Raw genomic sequence first — 17,928 nt, forward strand, 5'->3', positions numbered from 1 at the left:
CCCCGACAGCCGTGCAAATTGATCGGGATCAGTTTAATCCGCAGACTTTCACAGTCGGTTAACGGTGGCGGCATAGGCGCTATAAAGCCTTGGCGGGAGCGAGAAATGCTGGAAATCGCAGTGCAGATGGACCCCCTCGAGCGGATCAATTTCGCCGGGGACTCGACCTTCGCCCTGATGCTGGAGGCCAAGCGGCGCGGGCATCGGCTCTGGTTCTACACGCCGGACAAGCTGTCCCTCGAAGGCGGGACGCTCACCGCGCGGGCCCACCCGATCGAGGTCTTCGACGACCCCTCGCGCTACTATGCGCTGGGCGAGGCGACCGAGCTCGACCTCGCCAGGATGGACGTCGTCCTGCTGCGCCAGGACCCGCCCTTCGATCTCGCCTATATCACCTCGACGCATTTCCTCGAGCGCATCCAGTCGCGCGTGCTGGTGGTGAACGACCCCGGCCATGTGCGCAACGCGCCGGAAAAAGTCTTCGTGATGGAGTTCGCCGACCTCATGCCGCCGACGCTCATCACCCGCGACCGGGCGGCGATCGAGCGCTTCCGGGCGACGCATGGCGACATCGTCATGAAGCCGCTTTACGGCCACGGCGGCGCGGCGGTCTTTAAAGTCACGCCGCGCGACCCCAATTTCGGCTCGCTCTTCGACATGTTCAGCGCGAGCTTCCGCGAGCCCTGGGTGGTTCAGCAGTTCCTGCCGGAGGTCGCCAAAGGCGACAAGCGCATCATCTTCGTCGACGGCGAGGCGATGGGCGCGATCAACCGCGTGCCGGCGCAGGACGACATTCGCTCCAATATGGTGCGCGGCGGCGCGGCGGCGGCGACCGAGCTCGATCCGCGCGAGCAGGAGATTTGCGCAAGGCTCGGGCCGGCGCTCAAGGCGCGCGGGCTGGTTTTTGTGGGCATCGACGTGATCGACGGCCGGCTGACCGAAATCAACGTGACCTCGCCGACGGGGCTGCGCGCGCTGAAAAGGGTCGGCGGCCCGGATCTTGCCCCGCCGCTCTTCGACGCGATCGAGCGGCGGCTGACGGCGCTGCGCGCAGGATGAGCGTGATGGACCAGGCTTTGACGCCAAGCATTTTCGACAGATTTGAACCGGCTTCGGGCTTTCTCGGGCTGCGCGCCGCGCTCGCGGCCCCGATCGCGCAAATCTGCAAGGTCGAGAAGGGCCATGCGCGCCGGACCTCGGTCGTCGATCTCTTCCGTTCGATCCTCGCCGAGGGCCGCGCCCGCGCCCGCGCCGGGTTGGAGGCCAGGGGCTCGGGACTGGCGTGCGCGCGGCTAATTTCGCAGCTCGAGGACGAGCTGATCGGCGCGATCTATGATTACGTCGTCGCCTACGTTTATCCCGCCGATAATCCAACCTTTGCGGAGCGGCTAACCATCGTCGCCGTCGGCGGCTATGGACGCGGCATGCTGGCGCCCGGCTCCGACATCGATCTCCTGTTTTTGCTGCCCTATAAGCAGACGCCCTGGGGCGAGAGCGTCGTCGAGGCGATCCTTTATGTTCTTTGGGATCTGCGTCAGAAGGTCGGCCACGCCACGCGCTCGGTCGCCGAATGCATGCGTCAGGCGCGGGCCGATATGACGATCCGCACCACGCTGCTGGAAGCGCGCTTCATCCTCGGCAGCGCCGAGTTGTTCATTGAGTTGCAGGACGCCTTCGACCGCGAGGTGGCGCGCTCCGACGCGCGCGAATTCGTGGCGGCGAAGCTCGCGGAGCGCGACACGCGGGTGCGCCGCGCCGGCGCCTCGCGCTATCTCGTCGAGCCGAATGTGAAAGAGGGCAAGGGGGGGCTGCGCGACCTCAACACGCTCTTCTGGATTTCCAAATATGTCTATCGCGTGCGCGACGTGGAGGAGCTGGTCGCGGCGGGGCTCTTCACCTCGGCGGAGCTTTCCCTCTTCGAGCGCTGCGAAGAGTTTTTATGGCGCGTGCGCTGCCATCTGCATTTCGCCACCGGACGCGCGGAGGAGCGGATTTCCTTTGATATTCAGCCGCTGATGGCGCAGCGTCTCGGCTATCACGACCGCGCCGGCCTGTCGCGCGTCGAGCGGTTCATGAAGCATTATTTTCTTGTCGCCAAGGATGTCGGCGATCTTACCGCCATCGTCTGCGCGGCGCTCGAAGAAAAGCAGGCGAAGCCGCGCGCGATTTTCGAACGATTCATGCAGCCTTTCCGGCGCCGGCGCGCTCGGGCGCCGCATGGCGATTTCATCATCGCGCATGACCGCATCAGCGTCGCCGACGAGAATGTGTTTCACCGTGACCCGGTGAACATCATCCGGCTTTTCTGGATGGCCGATCATCACGGCCTGCCGCTGCATCCAGATGCGCTGCGCGCCGTGACGCTCTCTCTGCGCGAGATCGACGCCGATCTGCGCGCCGACAAGGAGGCCAACAGGCTCTTCCTCGAAATCCTGCTGTCGCGGAACATGACCGAGATCATTCTGCGCCGCATGAATGAGACGGGCGTGCTCGGGCGCTTCATCCCGGATTTCGGCCGCATCGTCGCGATGATGCAGTTCAACATGTATCACCACTATACGGTCGACGAGCATCTGCTGCGCGCGGTCGGCGCGCTCTCCGATCTCGAGGCCGGGCGCCTGCCCGAGCATCAGCAGCTCGTGGGCGAGATCCTGCCGACGATCGTCAATCGCAAGGTGCTCTATCTCGGGCTCTTCCTTCACGACATCGCCAAGGGCCGCAAGGAGGATCACTCCATCGCCGGCAAGGAGGTGGCGCGCACGCTGTGCCCGCGTCTCGGCTTCACACCGGGCGAGACGGAGACCGTCGCCTGGCTCGTCGAGCATCATCTCACAATGTCGACCTATGCGCAGAGCCGTGATCTCTCCGATCGCGTGACGATCGAAAGTTTCGCGGCGATCGTGCAGACCGTCGAGCGGCTCAAAATGCTCTTCGTGCTGACCGTGTGCGACATCAACGCTGTCGGCCCCGGCGTGCTCGACACCTGGAAATCGCAGCTTCTGCGCGTTCTCTATTGGGAGACGGAGGTCGTGCTCGGCGGCGGCCATTCCTCCGCCGACCGCAAGAGCCGCGTGGCCGCCGCCGTCGCCGAGCTGCGCGCAGCGTTGCCCGACTGGAGCGACGAGAAATTCGAGACCTACGCCAAGCGGCACTATCCCGCTTATTGGCTCAAGGTCGACGTCGCCCGCAAACTGCGCCACGCGCATATGCTCGAAAAGCTCGCCGGCGCGACGACGCCGCTCGCCACCGCCGTGGAGCTCGATCGCACGCGCGGCGCGGTGGAGTTGACGGTCATCGCGCCGGACCACCGCCGGCTGTTGTCGATCATCGCAGGCGGCTGCGCGGCGAGCGGCGCCAATATCGTCGACGCGCATATTTTCACCACCGCCGATGGGCTCGCGCTCGACACGATCTTCTTTTCGCGCGCCTTCGATTTCGACGAAGACGAGCTGCGCCGCGCGCGCCGCATCGCCGACTTCATCGCCAAGGCGCTGAGCGGCGAGGTGATCGTCTCCGACGCCGTGCAAGCGCGCGCCAAGCAGCAGCAGCCGCTCGCCGCCTTCACTGTCGCGCCGGAGGTGGTGGTCGATAACAGCCTCTCGAACGTCTATACGGTCATCGAGGTCTCGGGTCTCGATCGCGAAGGCCTGCTGTTCGAGCTGACCAACGCTATCTCCCGACTCAATCTCAACATCGCCTCGGCGCATATCGTGACCTTCGGCGAGCGGGCGGTGGACGCTTTCTATGTGACCGACCTCACCGGCGCGAAAATTGTCTCGCCGCAACGCCACGCCGCCATCAAGCGGGCGCTGCTCGAGGTTTTCGAGCCGCCGGCGGAGAAGCGGGCGGAGAAAGCGCAGAGCGTGGGGTAGGGCGCGCGCCGTCATTGCGAGGAGCGAAGTGACGAAGTAATCCAGAGCAGTGATTGCGGCCCTGGATTGCTTCGCTTCGCTCGCAATGACGACTCACGTCGCAAGACGGTCATACGAGATCCGCTTGATTGGTTCGGAGTCATTCCCGACGCTCGCGCAGCGAGCGATCGGGAATCCAGAGCCAAACCAGCGCTTTTGTGGCTCTGGATTCCCGGTCGGGCTTTCAGCCCGCCGGGAATGACAAGCCCCAATCCGAGCTATTCAAACGGAAACGGTATCACGCATGCGGCGGCAGGGGTGGCGTGAATTGGGAGATGTCGGCGATGCCGAGCGCCTCTTCGACCTTCGCGATTTCCGCCACAGCGTCCTCGAAACCGTCCTTGCCAAACTGGCGACGCTCGATGTCCTCGAACAGCTCGCCCATGTCGTCGAGATCACGGTCTGAGAGCGCGTTTTTCCAGGCCGGAAAGACGATCGTATCCTCGCGCGCGGCGTGATGGGCGTACATCAGCTCGACGCCGTCCAGGGAGCGCGCCAGCCTTTCCGCCTCGCCCGTTCCGATCGCGCCCCTGCGGGCGACGTCGAGAAAATAGTCGGTCAACTCCCAGCCGCGCCGGTGCTGGGCGATGAGAACGTCGGCATAAGACGCCGCCGGTCCGCCGGCCTTTTTGATCGTCGGAAAGATATGCGCCTCTTCGAGCTTTTTCTCGTGATAGTCTTCGCCGAAGCTGCGAAACAGCCTCGCTATGCGTTCGAGTAGAGCGGGATCGAGACTTGCCGGATCGGCGCGGAGCTTGGCCGCCATGTTGCGATAGGCGAGAATCGCCCGGCGGAGGACGCCATGCTCGCGCATGAGGTCCTCCACCGCGCCAACCTCCTTCTCGGCCGCCTCCGCCATGCCGCGATCGGTCCCCGCCAGCAGGAGGCCTGCGCCGGCGGCGAGGATCAAGCGGCGGCGGGCGTCGTTGAATGCGCTCATGGGAGGCTCCTTTTCGATATGGGCCGGCTCGCCCCGTGGCCGACCCTCCGCCGACTTGATTTTGGCGCCCCGAGCGCTGATATCGAGGCCTTTGAAGAACGCCCCTTATCCTTAAAAAGACGGACAAGAGCATGAGCGACCAGAGCAACGCCGGAAACAACGCCGAGACCCCGCGCAAGGGCGCGGAGGAGAATGCGGCGCATCCGTCCTCCCTGTCGCAACCCTCGGCGGAAGCGCCCATCGGCGAGCCGGAGCCCTTCAGCGAGCTGGAGAATCTCTATCAGGAGAACGCCAGCCTCAAGGACAAGCTCCTGCGCGCCATGGCGGAGGCGGAGAATGTCCGCCGCCGCGCCGAGAAGGAGGTGGCCGACGCCAAGCTTTACGGCGTGACCAGCCTCGCCCGCGAGATGCTGGCCTTCGTCGATAATCTGCGCCGCGCCGCGGAAAGCGTCCCGGCCGAGGCGCGCGCCGCTCTCGATCCCGTTGCGGCGACGCTGCTCGACGGCATCGGGGTCATCGAGCGCGACTTTCTGTCGCGCCTTGCCCGCTACGGGGTGAAGCCGATCGAGGCCTTGGGCGCCAAATTCGACCCCAATCTGCACGAGGCGCTCTACGAGATGCCCGACGAGACCAAGCCCGCCGGCACGGTCGCGCAGGTGATGGAGCAGGGCTATACGATCGGCGAACGCGTGCTGCGCCCGGCCAAGGTCGGCGTGACCCGCGGCGGCCCCAAGGCCTGATCCGCCCCATGGACGCCCCCGCGCGCGCGCAGATCGGGCCGGCGGGCGTCCGCCCCGGCGTCGTCAACGCCGTCGCCTATCACGAGGGCGTCAAGGTCGCCGACATCGACATAGACGAGGCCGGCGACTGGGCGCGGCGCGAAGGGCATATCGTCTGGATCGGGCTTTATGAGCCCGGCGTCGAGCTGCTGGAGCGCGTGCGGGCGCAGTTCTCGCTGCATCCGCTCGCCATCGAGGACGCCGCCAAGGCCCATCAATTCCCCAAGCTCGAGGAATTCGACGACAGCATCTTCATCGTGGCGCGCACCGCGCAGATGGAGAACGACCACATCGCTTTCGGCGAGACGCATCTCTTCGTCGGGCCCGGCTATGTGGTGAGCGTGCGCCATGGCCCCTCGCAGAGCTACGCCGCCGTGCGCCAGCGCTGCGAGGCGCGGGCGCGGCAGCTCTCCGAGGGCGAGGATTTCATCGTCTACACGCTGCTCGATTTCATCGTGGATAATTATTTTCCGGTCCTCGACCGCATTCATGAGCGGGTGGACGACATCGAAGATCGCATCCTGACGAACGCCATCGGGCAAAGCGAGATCGAGCAGCTCTATTCTTTGCGGCGCGACCTTTTGCGGCTGCGCAACGCCGTGGCGCCGCTGCAGGACGTCTGCCGGCGTCTGGAACGCACCGACATCGTGCTGATCGACCCCATGATGCGTCCGCATTTCCGCGACGTGCGCGACCATCTGCGCCGCGCCGAAGAGCGCATCGACACGCTGCGCGAGACGCTCGCCTTCGCCTTCGAGGCGGGGCTGATGAACGCGCAGATGCAGCAGACCAATATTTCGCGCCGCCTCGCCGCCTGGGCCGCCATTCTCGCCGTGCCCACGGCGATCGCCGGCATTTACGGCATGAACTTCGAGCACATGCCCGAGCTGCAATGGCGGTATGGCTACTATGCGGTGCTCGGCGTGACCTTCGCGATTTGCGCGACGCTTTACTGGCGCTTTCGCAGGGCAGGGTGGCTGTGAAGACCGTGTGATTCCGGCGTGCGGACCGCGAGCCTTCAGGCTCGCCCCTTGCCAGCGAGCCTGAAGGCTCGCGGTCCAATTTTCCAGCATGAGCGCATCGGTTTCGTTTCGACGGCCGCCGCTCGCGAACTTTCCTGCCGCGCCTCCCCTTACGAAAGTTTCATCCGCCGGCCATTGGACGGCAAGAGGCAGGTCTCCATGTTGATGTCGCAGGCGGCGTTGGAGCCTCTCCCCAAGACGCCGCTGCGGAATGGAGTGTATTTGAAATGCATCAACCGATTTTCGCGCGCAGCCCTCGCCTGACGGCCGATCGTCGCCGCGCCTCGCGCCTTGCGCTGACGGCGGCGAGCGCCGCAATCGCGCTCGGCGCAGCTTTCGGCGCGCCCGTCGGGACTGCTTTCGCCGAGGCGCCTTCCGTCACTGTCGCGCCGGCAAGCGGCCCCGCCTCCTTCGCCGACATCGTCGATCGGGTGAAGGGCGCCGTCGTCGCCATCAAGGTGAAAGCCTATGAGGAGTCCCGCAGCCCGTTCGAGGGCCAGGAGCTCTCGCCGGACGATCCGATGTATCGCTTCTTCAAGCGCTTCGGCGAGACCCCGCAAAAACGCATGACGCAGTCGCAGGGCTCTGGCTTCATCATCAGCGCCGACGGCTATGTCGTGACCAACAACCATGTGGTCGAACATGCCACCGATGTCGAGATTTCGCTCGAAGACGGCCGCAACTTGCCGGCCAAGGTCATCGGCACGGACAAGCGCACCGATCTCGCCTTGCTGAAGGTCAGCGACGGGAACAAGCTGCCCTATGTCGAATGGTCGAACACGCAGCCGCGCGTCGGCGATTGGGTGATCGCCGTCGGCAATCCCTTCGGGCTCGGCGGCTCGGTGACGGCGGGCATTGTTTCGGCGCGCGGACGTGACATCGGCGCCGGCCCCTATGACGATTTCCTGCAAATCGACGCGCCGGTGAACCGCGGCAACTCGGGCGGCCCGGCCTTCGATTCCCATGGCCAGATCGTGGGCGTGAACACGGCGATCTATTCGCCTTCCGGGGGCTCCGTCGGCATCGGCTTCGCGATCCCGACGGAGGTCGCCAAGGATGTGATCGCGGCGCTCAAGGAGAAGGGCTCTGTGTCGCGCGGTTGGATCGGCGTGAAGATCCAGCCAGTGACGCCGGAGATCGCCGATAGTCTCGGGCTGAAGTCGTCCAAGGGCGCGCTGATCGCACAGCCGCAAAAGGGCGCGCCGGCGGAAGCCGCGGGGCTGAAGGCGGGCGACGTGATCACCGCCGTCAATGGCGAGAAGATCGACAACCCGCGCGAGCTTGCGCGCCGCATCGCCGCCATGGGGCCGAACAAGATCGTCGACATCACCTATATCCGCAGCGGCGCGGAGAAGAACGCCAAGCTCACTCTCGGCAAGCTGCCCGAGGAGAAGGAGGCGCGCGCCGAGGAGGAAGACCTAGGCGGCGGCGCGGGCGGCGGGGCGCAGCTCTCGAGCCTCGGCATAGGGGTAGCGCCGGCCGCGCAGGTTCCGGGCGCCGGCGGCGAGGGGCTCGTCGTGGTCGACATCGATCCGAGCGGCGCGGCGGCCCAGAAGGGCTTGCGCCGGGGCGACGTGATCGTCGAGGCCGGCGGCCAGACGGTGAATTCGCGGGCCGATCTGACCGGCGCCATCGACGGCGCCCGCAAGGAAGGCCGCCGGTCGGTGCTGCTGCGGGTGAAATCGGCCGACGGCGCGAAATTCATCGCCGTTCCGCTGAAACAGAGCGCCGGCTGAACCAGCGGGCTCGGCCGAAGTTATGGTGAGAACGCGCATATGAAACGAGCTTCTTGCGACGTGGACCACACGACTGCACCCGCCCGCAGGTGGTCCCCCGCAACGAAGAGCGACGGGTAGTCGCCAGCCCCCTCCTGGCTCCCGTCGTGGCGGGCCGGCGCAATTTTTCGCGCCGGCCTGCCTTTTTTGGCAAGGTCGAGTATCATGGGCGCAATGCGCATATTGATCATCGAAGACGACAAAGAGGCGAGCGATTATCTCGTCAAAGCGTTCCGCGAGCAGGGGCATGTCGCCGACCATGCCGCAGACGGGCTCGCAGGATACGCCGCCGCCCGCGAAGGCGACTATGACGTGCTGATCGTCGACCGCATGTTGCCCAAGATGGACGGCCTGTCGCTCATCTCCAGCCTGCGCGAGCAAAAGGTCGAGACGCCGGCGCTGATCCTCTCGGCGCTCGGACAGGTGGACGATCGCGTCAAGGGCCTGCGCGCCGGCGGCGACGACTATCTTCCCAAACCCTATGCCTTCTCGGAGCTTCTGGCGCGCATCGAGGCGCTGGCGCGCCGCCGCGTCGGGCCGCGCGGCGAGGAGACGCATTACCGCGTCGGCGATCTGGAGCTGGATCGGCTCTCACATAAGGTGATGGTCGGCGGGCAGGAGATCGTGCTCCAGCCCCGCGAATTCCGGCTGCTGGAATATCTGATGAAGCACGCCGGGCAGGTGGTGACACGCACCATGCTGCTGGAAAATGTCTGGGACTATCACTTCGATCCGCAGACCAATGTGATCGACGTGCATATTTCGCGGCTGCGCGCCAAGATCGACAAGGGGCGCGAGACCCCCTTGCTGCACACGATCCGCGGGGCGGGTTACATGATTAGAGATGGCATGCGCTGACGCGCTTTCCGTTGCACGAGTTCATGAGAGCGGAAAGCGCGCAGAGTCAGAAGCTGGAGCGCATTCTTATTGCAAAACTCTATCGACTTTTGCGGAATGCGCTCTAGTCGGGATTTCGGAGAAAACCCGCTCAGGCTGCGGTCACCACCAGCCGCCCCAGCCCCAGCCGGGCCCCCAGCCGCCACCCCAGCCGCCCCAACCATAGCCCCAGGACGGGGCGGTCGCCGCGGCGATGCCGGCGCCCATCAGGCCCAGCGCGGCGCTCGCGAAGACGGCGCCAGCGGGATCGTAGTAGCCGCCATAGTAGCGCGGGTAACCGTAATAGGCCCTGCGGTAGTAATGCGGCCGGTAATAGCCCCAGTGCCGATAGTAGTGTGGGCGATAGTATCCCCAATGCCGGTAATAGTGCGGGCGATAATATCCCCAGTGGCGATGACCCCAACGGCGGTAGTAATGCGCTTCCACCGTCGGCGCGGCGAGGCTGACCACGCCTGGCGGCGCGATGGTCATTGGCCCTGCAAACGCTTCTGGCGGAATGGCGCCGATGGCGGTTGCGCCGCTCAGCGACGCAAGGATTGCGTTTCTTACGCTCTTTCGCATCTTCGTGAACCTTGGCTGGCCCCTTGGCCAATGAACGTCGAATCCGTGTGGTTGGTTCCCCAAAAGGCAATCGGGCGATCGTGCGACATATTGCGCCGGAACGCCTATATCTTCGCAGAGCCCCCGGGGGGCGCGGCGCTGGCTGATAGGAAGATCGCTTGTTTACTGGAAAACTCGGGAAGCTCTTTCGCACGACGGCCTTCAAGCTGTCGCTCGCCTATCTCATCCTGTTCTCCATCGGCGCCGGCCTCGTGCTGACGCGCGTCGGCGCGCGCGTGAAGGAGGTGCTCAACGAGCAGATCGAGCAGACCGTCGAAGCCGAGATCCGCGCGCTGTCGGAGCAATATGCGCAAGGCGGGCTGCGCCAGCTCACCACCGCGCTGGAGCGCCGCGTCCGTGCGCCCGGCGGTTCGCTCTATTTGCTGACGACGCATTCAGATGAGGTCATCGTCGGCAATATCGAGTCGCCGGCCACCGCGCCCACGGGCGGCCGGGAACTCGTCGAGACCCGCTACCAGCGTCGCGGCGAGCCGGGGGTCGAGCATCCGGCCCTGATGCGGCTCTTTCTCATTCCCGGCGGCTTCCGGCTGCTGATCGGCCATGACATCGAGGATCAAGAGGTGCTGCGCGACATCTTGCGCCAGGCGCTCGGCGTCTCGTTGTTCTGGCTCGCGCTCGTCGGCGCGCTCGGCGGCATGTTCGTCTCGCATCGGATGCTGGAGCGCGTCGATATGATGTCGGCTTCGGCGCGGCGCATCATGGCGGGCGATCTGAACGAACGTCTCGCCGTCTCGGGCGCCGGCGACGAGCTCGACCGTCTGGCCGAGAATTTCAACGCCATGCTGGAGCGCATATCGGAGCTGATGACGGGGCTGCGCGAAGTCTCCGACAATATCGCGCACGACCTCAAGACGCCGCTGACGCGGCTGCGCAACCGCGCCGAGGCGGCGCTGCGCGGCGCCTCCGGCAATGGCGAGCACCGCGAGGCGCTCACCAAGGTGATCGAGGAGTCGGATGCGCTCATTCGCGTCTTCAACGCGCTGCTGATGATCGCGCGCGCCGAGGCCGGCTGCTCGACCGACAATTTGACGACCTATGACGCCGACGCCGTCGTGAGCGACATCGTCGAAATGTACGAGCCCGTGGCGGAAGAGCAGGGCGTGCATCTGCAGTTTTCGACAGAGCCGGGCCTCGCCGTCACCGGCAGCCGCGAGCTTCTGGGGCAGGCGCTGGTGAATCTCGTCGACAATGCGCTGAAATATGGCGCGACGGGAGAAAACCAGCGCATCGACGTGCGCGCCAGGCGCGTCTGCGAACGCGTGGAGATCACTGTCGCTGATCATGGGCCCGGCATTGCGCCGGAAGACCGCGAAAGGGTCGTGGGGCGCTTCGTCCGGCTGGAGAATTCACGCTCGCGGCCGGGCTCGGGGCTTGGCCTGTCGATGGCGGCGGCCGTCGCTAGGCTGCATCACGGCGCCCTGCGGATCGAGGACAACGCACCGGGGTTGCGCGTCGTGCTGTCGCTGCCGGCGGTGCGCGCGATCGTCTCGCGCGAGCGCGCATAAATGGCGCTTCTGGCCGCCGGCTTCTCGGCCGGCCGCGTCTTGATCTGCGTGACGTTCTTGCCGGCGCAATAGGCGCAGGAGAGCCGCACCATCGCCACCGTGCCCCTGCCGAGCCGCGAACGGAAGCGCAGCCCGCCGCCGTGGAGGTCGATCAACGCGCGCGCGATGGCGATGCCGAGCCCCGAGCCTTTCATGCCATTTTCCATGACCCCGGCGCTTTGCTCGAAGGGGCGCCCCAATCTCGGCATGACGGCGGGATCGACGCCACGTCCGTTGTCCTCGACGAAAAGAGCGATCGACGCGCCGTGATGACGCGCGCGCAGGCGCACGACGCCGCCCGGCTCGGTGAATTTGACGCTGTTGGAGAGCAGAACATTGAGCGTCTTGATGATCGCCGCCTCGTCTCCGACGCAGCGGAGCCGTTCATCGACCTCGACGATGAGGGAAAGCTGCTTTTCCTCGGCGCGGGCGCGCCAATCGTTCACGGCGCGGCGCGCGGCGTCGGCGACGTCGACTTCACGCTCGGCGAGGCGCACGAGGCCGGCCTCCAGCCGCGACATGTCCAGAATATCGGACAGCACCTCGTTGAGATAAGCGCCGCCCTGCCGGATGCTGCCGCAATATTCGGTGTATTTCGGCGAGCCGAGCGCGCCGAACGGCTCGGCCAGCATCATTTCCGAAAAGCCGATGATGGCGTTGAGCGGCGTGCGCAGCTCATGGCTCATATTGGCGAGGAACTCGGATTTGGCGAGATAGGCGGCTTCGGCTTCGGCTTTCTGGTGGTGATATTTCTCGGCGAGCGTCGCGAGTTGTTGCGCCTGCATTTCGAGCGTCTGGCGCGAGCGCGTGAGATCGGTCACGCTCGCCGTGAGGCGGCGCTCGGACTCGATGAGCTTCTCCTGATTGCGCTTGAGCGCGGTGATGTCGGCGCCCACCGAAACATAGCCGCCGTCTCTGGTGCGCCGTTCGTTGATCTGCAACCAGCGGCCGTCGGCGAGCCGGGCTTCATATGTCCGCGCATCGGGCGAACGCGCTTCCGCCGCTGCGCTCTCCGTGTGGGTGATCGGCGCCGTCGCGCGCGACATCATCTTTGCGTAGGTCACGCCAGGCGTCGCTGCTTCGGGCGCCAGGCCATGGAGATCGAGAAATTTGGAGTTGCAGACCACCAGCCGGTTCTGCGCGTCCCAGAGAACGAAAGCCTCGGAGATGGCGTCGATGGCGTCGCGCAGACGCATGTCGGCGGTCGCGGTATGTTCGGCGAGGGCCTTCTGCTCCGACACGTCCACGGCGATGCCGACGAGATGGTGGCCCGCATCCGCGGCGTCATTGATGAGCTGAGCGCGCGCCCGCAGCCAGACCCAATGGCCATCGGCGTGCCGCGCGCGGAACTCGTGGTCGACGCTGTTGCTGCGCGAGGCGGAAACCATTTGGGCGATCACCGAGAGATCGCCGTCGTCGGGATGCAGCAAAGCGTTGAGCTCGCCGAAGGAGAGGCAACGCCGCTCGGCCGGCAGGCCGAGCATCTCGTACATCGAGTCCGACCAATAGATACGCCCGCGCGCAATGTCCCAGTCCCACAGGCCGCAGCGCCCGCGCGACAGCGCCGCGTCGAGCCGGCGGCGCATGCAGGCGTTGACTTGCTCGGCCGCGTGGCGGCGCCGCGACTGGCGCACATAGGCGTAGAGGACCGCAAGCAGCATCGCGGTCGTCAGGGCGAAGACGATGGCGTAATGCGCGGCGACGGTGCGCCATTCGCCGAGCACATTCTCCAGCGGATAGATCATCGCCACCTGGCCATAGGGGGCCGGGAGCTTTTGCACCGTGGCGAGCGCGGGCGCGCCGTCGGGCAAAGTAACGCGCATGACGCCCGCCTTGTCGGCGAATGCGGTCAGCGCCTGCTCGGCGCCGAGCACGTCGGTGAGCGTGACGCTCTTGCCGTCGATCGGCGGAAAGGCCGCCGCGACATGGCCGCTATCGTCAGTGACGAGAACGCGCCGCCCGCGCGCCATGGCGCGGCCGGGCAGGATCTTGTTCAAGGGCTGCGCGAGCAATTTCGCGTCGGCCTGGATCTGTTCATAAAGGTCGTGGCGCACGACGCGCGCAAAGACCTCGAGATCGGCGATCGCATCCTGGACAAGCTGATCCTGCATGGAGTGGACCAGCGTCACGGCGAAGGCGGCAAGCGACGCGAGGCAGATGACGGAGACAATGAAAGCCGCCCGCTTCAGCCAGGGGCTTTCTCTCGTCTCCTTCTCGCCATTGCCGTCGAAACGATAAGCGCCCCACACCGTTTCCGCGTGACTCATCGCACGAGCTGCGGTGACGCGCGCCATCCAATTCTCCGAAATCTGGCGATCCTGAAACCGAGCGATTGCGCGCTCGAATCACCTTCATTCGAATCCTTTGGGCGCAAATTGTCCAGATGCTTAATGAGCGGTTAACGCCTTTGGTAAGTTTCAAGCGAGCGCGCGCGTCGCAATGTCTTTCGTGTCTGCGGAAAGACCTTCCTGCGCAACGATCCGGCGCAAACGCGCCTCGATCAAAGCGCGCCGCCGCGGCTCCATCGTTCGCCAGGAGCGCAGCGACGAGAGAAGCCGCGCGGCGACCTGCGGGTTCTTGGGATCGAGCTCCAGAATGATCTTCGTGAGAAGATCGTAGCCGGAGCCGTCGAGCGCATGGAAGCGGGTGAGATTGGCGTTGGCGAACACGCCGATCAGCGAGCGCACGCGATTGGGATTGCTCAGCGAGAAGTCGGGATGCGACATGAGGTCGATGACGCGCTGCGTCGTTGCGGGTTCGGGGATCGTCGCCTGCAGCGCGAACCATTTGTCGATGACGAGCGCGTCGCCCTCGAACTGCGCGTAAAAGGCCGCGAAAGCTTTTTCGCGCGCGTCGCCGCCGAGAAGCGCCAGGAGCGCGAGCGCGGCGAGACGATCGGTCATATTGCCGGCTGCGGCGAATTGACTCTCCGCCAGCGCCGAGCCTTTCGCCGGGTCGCCGGCGGCGACGAGATCGAGCGCGACGGTTTTCAGCGAGCGGCGGCCGGCGCTGGCGGCGTCGGGGCTATAGGGGCTGGCCTCAGAGAGGCGCGCATAGATCGCTTCCGCCTCAGAGGCCAGCGCGCGGCCGATCTCCTCGAGCAGTCCGAAGCGTGCGGCGAAGAGTTCGTCGGGGTCGACGTTCGAGCCCGCTTCGCGCGCGAGATCGGTTTCCGAGGGGAGCGACAGCGCCTGGGCGGCGAAGGCGGGATCGGCGTCGGCGCCGCTCAGGATCGTGCGCAGCGCCGCGACATAGCCCGGGGCCGAGGGCAGCGGCGCGCCGGCGCGGGCGGCGTCGACGCGCGCGAAGATCGCCCGCAGCGCCAGGCTTTGCGCCGCCTGCCAACGGTTGAAGGGATCGTCGTCACAGGCGAGCAGCTTTTCGAGATCGGCGCTCGCGGGCGCCGGTTCCAGCCGCACGGGCGCGGAGAAGCCCCGCAACGCCGAGACGACCGGTTGGGAGGGAATGTTCTTGAAGGTGACGGTTCTGGTTGAGTCGGACAGCTCGAACAGTCCGCGCGCCAATTCGTCGGGACGCGCATCCGCGCTTTCGAGGTCGAGCTTTTCGCCGTTCTGGCCGAAGAGCGCGAGGGCGACGGGAATGACGGCCGGCTTTTTCTCCTGCTGGCCCGGCGTCGGCGCGATCTCCTGACGCAGCGTCAAAGCAAAGGTCTTCGCGTTCTGGTCGTAAGAGCCTTCTGTCGAGAGCACGGGCGTGCCGGCCTGGCTGTACCAGAGCGCGAAATGCGAGAGGTCGCGACCGGAAGCCTCGGCGAAGCAGGACAGGAAATCCTCGACCGTCGCCGCCGTGCCGTCGAAGCGTTCGAAGTAAATATCCATGCCGCGGCGGAAGCAATCGTCGCCGATCAGCGTGCGCAGCATGCGGACGATCTCGGCGCCTTTCTCATAGACGGTCGCCGTGTAGAAGTTGTTGATCTCGTGATAGACCTCCGGCCGCACCGGATGCGCCAGCGGACCGGCGTCTTCCGGGAATTGCGCCAGCCGCAGGCCGCGCACGTCGCCGATGCGCTCGACCGCGCGCGAGCGCATGTCGGCGGAAAATTCCTGATCGCGGAAGACGGTGAGCCCTTCCTTGAGGCAGAGCTGGAACCAGTCGCGGCAGGTGATGCGGTTGCCCGTCCAATTGTGAAAATATTCGTGCGCGATCACCGCCTCGATGCCGGCGTAATCGACGTCGGTCGCGGTCTCGGGCGAAGCGAGCACATATTTGTCGTTGAAGATATTGAGGCCCTTGTTCTCCATCGCGCCCATGTTGAAATCGGAGACGGCGACGATGTTGAAGACGTCGAGATCATATTCGCGGCCGAACTTCTCCTCGTCCCAACGCATGGAGCGCTTCAGCGCATCCATGGCGTATTCGGCGCGCGCCTCCTTGCCATGCTCGACGTGAATGGCGAGCGTCACCTGACGCCCCGACGTCGTCTTGAAATGATCGCGCACCACGCCGAGGTCGCCGCCGACGAGCGCGAAGAGATAAGAGGGCTTGGGGAAAGGGTCGCGCCAGACGGCGTAATGGCGGCCGCCGGGAAGGTCTCCCGTCTCGCCGGGATTGCCATTGGAAAGCAGGATCGGCGCCTCGCTCTTATCGGCGTCGATGCGGGTCGTGTAGACGCTGAGCACGTCGGGACGGTCGAGGAAATAAGTGATGCGGCGGAAGCCTTCCGCTTCGCATTGCGTGCAATAGGCCGAGCCCGAGCGATAGAGTCCCGAGAGCTGGGTATTGGCGGTCGGGTCCACCCGCGTCTCGATCTCGAGCGTGAAGGGCGCCTCGGGAACCGCCGTGAGGGTGAGCTGGTCGGGCGTCGCCGTATAGTCCTGCGCGCCGAGCGGGCGCCCGTCGACCTTGACGCCGACCAGCGTCAGCTCGTCGCCGTCGAGGACGAGCGGCGCGCCGGGCGCGCCCTTGGGATTGCGGCGCAGCGCGAGCCGCGCCACCACCTTGGTCTCCGTCCGGTGAAGGGAAATATCGAGCGCCACAGTGTCGATCAGAAAGTCGGCGGGGCGATAGTCTGCAAGGCGGACGGCGACATTGGAGGGGTGGCGCATGAAAACCTCTAGGCAGGGAATCGGAGCTTCGGACGAATATAGGCGGCTATGCAAGATTTGCGACCGGCCGCGCCCGCGCCAGGGCGGCGGGGTGACGAATTTTTAATTGGAAACTCACGGCAAAGATTTGGTAGGCCTTGAGCCGGCGGCCATTGGCGGGCAAAGTCGCCCCGAGCTTCCTCCGATCCGCCGACCGACGCCTTCGCTCGCTTGGCGCCGTTTTCGCTCTAAGCCGGTGCGTCTCTCCCCATGTGGCGAAAGCTTTTCCTGACTCTCGTTCTCGCGGCTGGCGGCGCGCCGGACGCTTTCGGCGCGCCGCCAGCCGCGGCGCCTCAGGAGATTCTCGTGCCGCTCAGCGAGGAGCAGATACGCGCCGCTGGCGTCGAGACGCAGCCGGTCGAAGCGGAAACCGGGGCCGGAGAGATCGTCGTGCCGGGCGTTGTGACCGTGCCGCCGCAGCAGCTCCGCGTTGTCGCCGCGCCGGCCGCGGGCCTTGTCGAGACCCTGCTCGTCGCGCCCGACGAGGATGTGAAGGAGGGCGATCCGATTGCGACGCTGCGCTCCTCGGAGCTGGTCGAGGCGCAGCGGGCCTTTCTGCACGCCGTCTCCGACGCCGATCTCGCCACCGAGAAGCTGCGCCGGGACGAGCAGCTCTTCAAGGAGCGCATCATCGCCGAGCGGCGGCTCATCATCACCCGCGCCGAAGCCGTCCAGGCCCGCGCGACATTGGAGGAGCGGGGCCAGATCCTCACCCTTTCCGGCATGAGCGAGGCCGATGTCGCGCAATTGCGCAAGGACCGCAAGCTCGCGAGCGCGCTTCTGGTGCGCGCGCCGATCAGCGGAACCATCCTGCAGCGGCACGGCACGACGGGCGAACGCGTGCAGGCCTCGGCGCCGCTCGTCACCATTGCGCGCCTCGACCCCATCTGGGTCAATCTGCAGGCGCCGCTCGGCCGCGTCGCGGCGCTCGGGAGCGTCGATCGCGTGCTTCTGCCGTCGATCGATCTCGCGGGCCGCCTCATTCGCGTCGGTCACACCGTCGACCAGGCCACGCAATCGGTGACGGCGGTGGCGGAGTTCCACCCCGGGAAAAGCTCCTTGCGGCCGGGGCAGGCGCTGCAGGCGATCCTGCACGTGAAAGGCGCCGACGCCTCACAGTGGCGCGTGTCCGCCGACGCCGTGGCGAGCTATCTCAACCATAGCTGGGTCTTCGTGCGTTCCCCTCAGGGCTTCCGCGCCGTACCGGTGACGCTCGTCTCCGAGACGCCGCAGTTCGCCTCGGTGCAGGGAGAGCTCGCGGTCGGCCAGCGCGTGGCCGTGCATGGTCTTCTGACGCTCCTCGCCGAACTCGCGAAGACCGAGAGCCCATGACG

12 protein-coding genes are annotated in these 17,928 nt (G+C 65.9%); 8 read left to right on the plus strand and 4 right to left on the minus strand.

What is annotated here, in order from left to right:
- Positions 1–105: 105 nt before the first annotated feature.
- Entirely contained in the window at positions 106–1,059 is a 954-nt protein-coding gene (gene gshB, locus QMG84_RS06400; protein ID WP_281931236.1) for a glutathione synthase, read from the plus strand.
- A 5-nt stretch (positions 1,060–1,064) separates the two neighbouring features.
- Positions 1,065–3,872, plus strand: a complete 2,808-nt coding sequence (locus QMG84_RS06405; protein WP_281931237.1) for a [protein-PII] uridylyltransferase — start codon at positions 1,065–1,067, stop codon at positions 3,870–3,872.
- Positions 3,873–4,149: 277 nt separating this feature from the next.
- Here QMG84_RS06405 and QMG84_RS06410 read toward each other — a convergent pair whose 3' ends face one another.
- Positions 4,150–4,851 carry a hemerythrin domain-containing protein gene (locus QMG84_RS06410; RefSeq protein ID WP_281931238.1) on the minus strand — a complete coding sequence of 234 codons (702 nt, stop codon included), beginning with the start codon at positions 4,849–4,851 and terminating at the stop codon, positions 4,150–4,152.
- A gap of 131 nt (positions 4,852–4,982) precedes the next feature.
- Between QMG84_RS06410 and grpE the strand changes: the two genes are divergently transcribed.
- The 4 genes from grpE to QMG84_RS06430 all read left to right on the plus strand — a co-directional run bounded on the left by grpE (position 4,983) and on the right by QMG84_RS06430 (position 9,285).
- Complete coding sequence (gene grpE / locus QMG84_RS06415; protein WP_281931239.1) at positions 4,983–5,591, plus strand: nucleotide exchange factor GrpE; 609 nt, start codon at positions 4,983–4,985, stop codon at positions 5,589–5,591.
- A gap of 8 nt (positions 5,592–5,599) precedes the next feature.
- Positions 5,600–6,613 carry a magnesium/cobalt transporter CorA gene (gene corA, locus QMG84_RS06420; protein ID WP_281931241.1) on the plus strand — a complete coding sequence of 338 codons (1,014 nt, stop codon included), beginning with the start codon at positions 5,600–5,602 and terminating at the stop codon, positions 6,611–6,613.
- Between the two features lie 266 nt (positions 6,614–6,879).
- On the plus strand, positions 6,880–8,388 hold the full coding sequence (locus QMG84_RS06425) for a Do family serine endopeptidase (RefSeq protein ID WP_281931243.1): 1,509 nt from the start codon (positions 6,880–6,882) through the stop codon (positions 8,386–8,388).
- A gap of 213 nt (positions 8,389–8,601) precedes the next feature.
- Positions 8,602–9,285, plus strand: a complete 684-nt coding sequence (locus QMG84_RS06430) for a response regulator transcription factor (protein WP_202073798.1) — start codon at positions 8,602–8,604, stop codon at positions 9,283–9,285.
- 141 nt (positions 9,286–9,426) lie between these two features.
- On the opposite strand, the gene QMG84_RS06435 is transcribed toward QMG84_RS06430, so the two are convergent.
- A complete protein-coding gene (locus QMG84_RS06435) occupies positions 9,427–9,885 on the minus strand; it encodes a hypothetical protein (protein ID WP_281931246.1) in 459 nt (152 codons plus the stop codon).
- A 158-nt stretch (positions 9,886–10,043) separates the two neighbouring features.
- On the opposite strand from QMG84_RS06435, the gene QMG84_RS06440 reads away from it, so the two are divergent.
- Entirely contained in the window at positions 10,044–11,450 is a 1,407-nt protein-coding gene (locus QMG84_RS06440) for a sensor histidine kinase (protein WP_281931247.1), read from the plus strand.
- Here QMG84_RS06440 and QMG84_RS06445 read toward each other — a convergent pair.
- Together QMG84_RS06445 and pepN are read right to left on the minus strand one after the other, a co-directional pair.
- Entirely contained in the window at positions 11,354–13,783 is a 2,430-nt protein-coding gene (locus tag QMG84_RS06445; protein ID WP_281931250.1) for a PAS domain-containing sensor histidine kinase, read from the minus strand. The genes QMG84_RS06440 and QMG84_RS06445 overlap by 97 nt on opposite strands.
- Positions 13,784–13,906: 123 nt before the next feature.
- The gene (gene pepN, locus QMG84_RS06450; protein WP_281931251.1) at positions 13,907–16,555 is read right to left on the minus strand and encodes an aminopeptidase N; all 2,649 of its coding nucleotides are present in this window, start codon (positions 16,553–16,555) and stop codon (positions 13,907–13,909) included.
- A gap of 249 nt (positions 16,556–16,804) precedes the next feature.
- Here pepN and QMG84_RS06455 point away from each other — a divergent pair, with 249 nt between their 5' ends.
- Entirely contained in the window at positions 16,805–17,926 is a 1,122-nt protein-coding gene (locus QMG84_RS06455) for an efflux RND transporter periplasmic adaptor subunit (RefSeq protein WP_281931252.1), read from the plus strand.
- Positions 17,927–17,928 lie beyond the last annotated feature (2 nt).

Origin of the sequence: Methylocystis iwaonis (assembly GCF_027925385.1) — a bacterium.
Taxonomy (GTDB): domain Bacteria; phylum Pseudomonadota; class Alphaproteobacteria; order Rhizobiales; family Beijerinckiaceae; genus Methylocystis; species Methylocystis iwaonis.

What these genes read in the sequence shown, in the direction of transcription:
- gshB (WP_281931236.1), top strand. Translation starts at nt 106, where the DNA reads ATGCTGGAAATCGCAGTGCAGATGGACCCCCTCGAGCGGATCAATTTC.
- QMG84_RS06405 (WP_281931237.1), top strand. Translation starts at nt 1,065, where the DNA reads ATGGACCAGGCTTTGACGCCAAGCATTTTCGACAGATTTGAACCGGCT.
- QMG84_RS06410 (WP_281931238.1), bottom strand. Translation starts at nt 4,851, where the DNA reads ATGAGCGCATTCAACGACGCCCGCCGCCGCTTGATCCTCGCCGCCGGC.
- grpE (WP_281931239.1), top strand. Translation starts at nt 4,983, where the DNA reads ATGAGCGACCAGAGCAACGCCGGAAACAACGCCGAGACCCCGCGCAAG.
- corA (WP_281931241.1), top strand. Translation starts at nt 5,600, where the DNA reads ATGGACGCCCCCGCGCGCGCGCAGATCGGGCCGGCGGGCGTCCGCCCC.
- QMG84_RS06425 (WP_281931243.1), top strand. Translation starts at nt 6,880, where the DNA reads ATGCATCAACCGATTTTCGCGCGCAGCCCTCGCCTGACGGCCGATCGT.
- QMG84_RS06430 (WP_202073798.1), top strand. Translation starts at nt 8,602, where the DNA reads ATGCGCATATTGATCATCGAAGACGACAAAGAGGCGAGCGATTATCTC.
- QMG84_RS06435 (WP_281931246.1), bottom strand. Translation starts at nt 9,885, where the DNA reads ATGCGAAAGAGCGTAAGAAACGCAATCCTTGCGTCGCTGAGCGGCGCA.
- QMG84_RS06445 (WP_281931250.1), bottom strand. Translation starts at nt 13,783, where the DNA reads ATGGCGCGCGTCACCGCAGCTCGTGCGATGAGTCACGCGGAAACGGTG.
- pepN (WP_281931251.1), bottom strand. Translation starts at nt 16,555, where the DNA reads ATGCGCCACCCCTCCAATGTCGCCGTCCGCCTTGCAGACTATCGCCCC.
- QMG84_RS06455 (WP_281931252.1), top strand. Translation starts at nt 16,805, where the DNA reads ATGTGGCGAAAGCTTTTCCTGACTCTCGTTCTCGCGGCTGGCGGCGCG.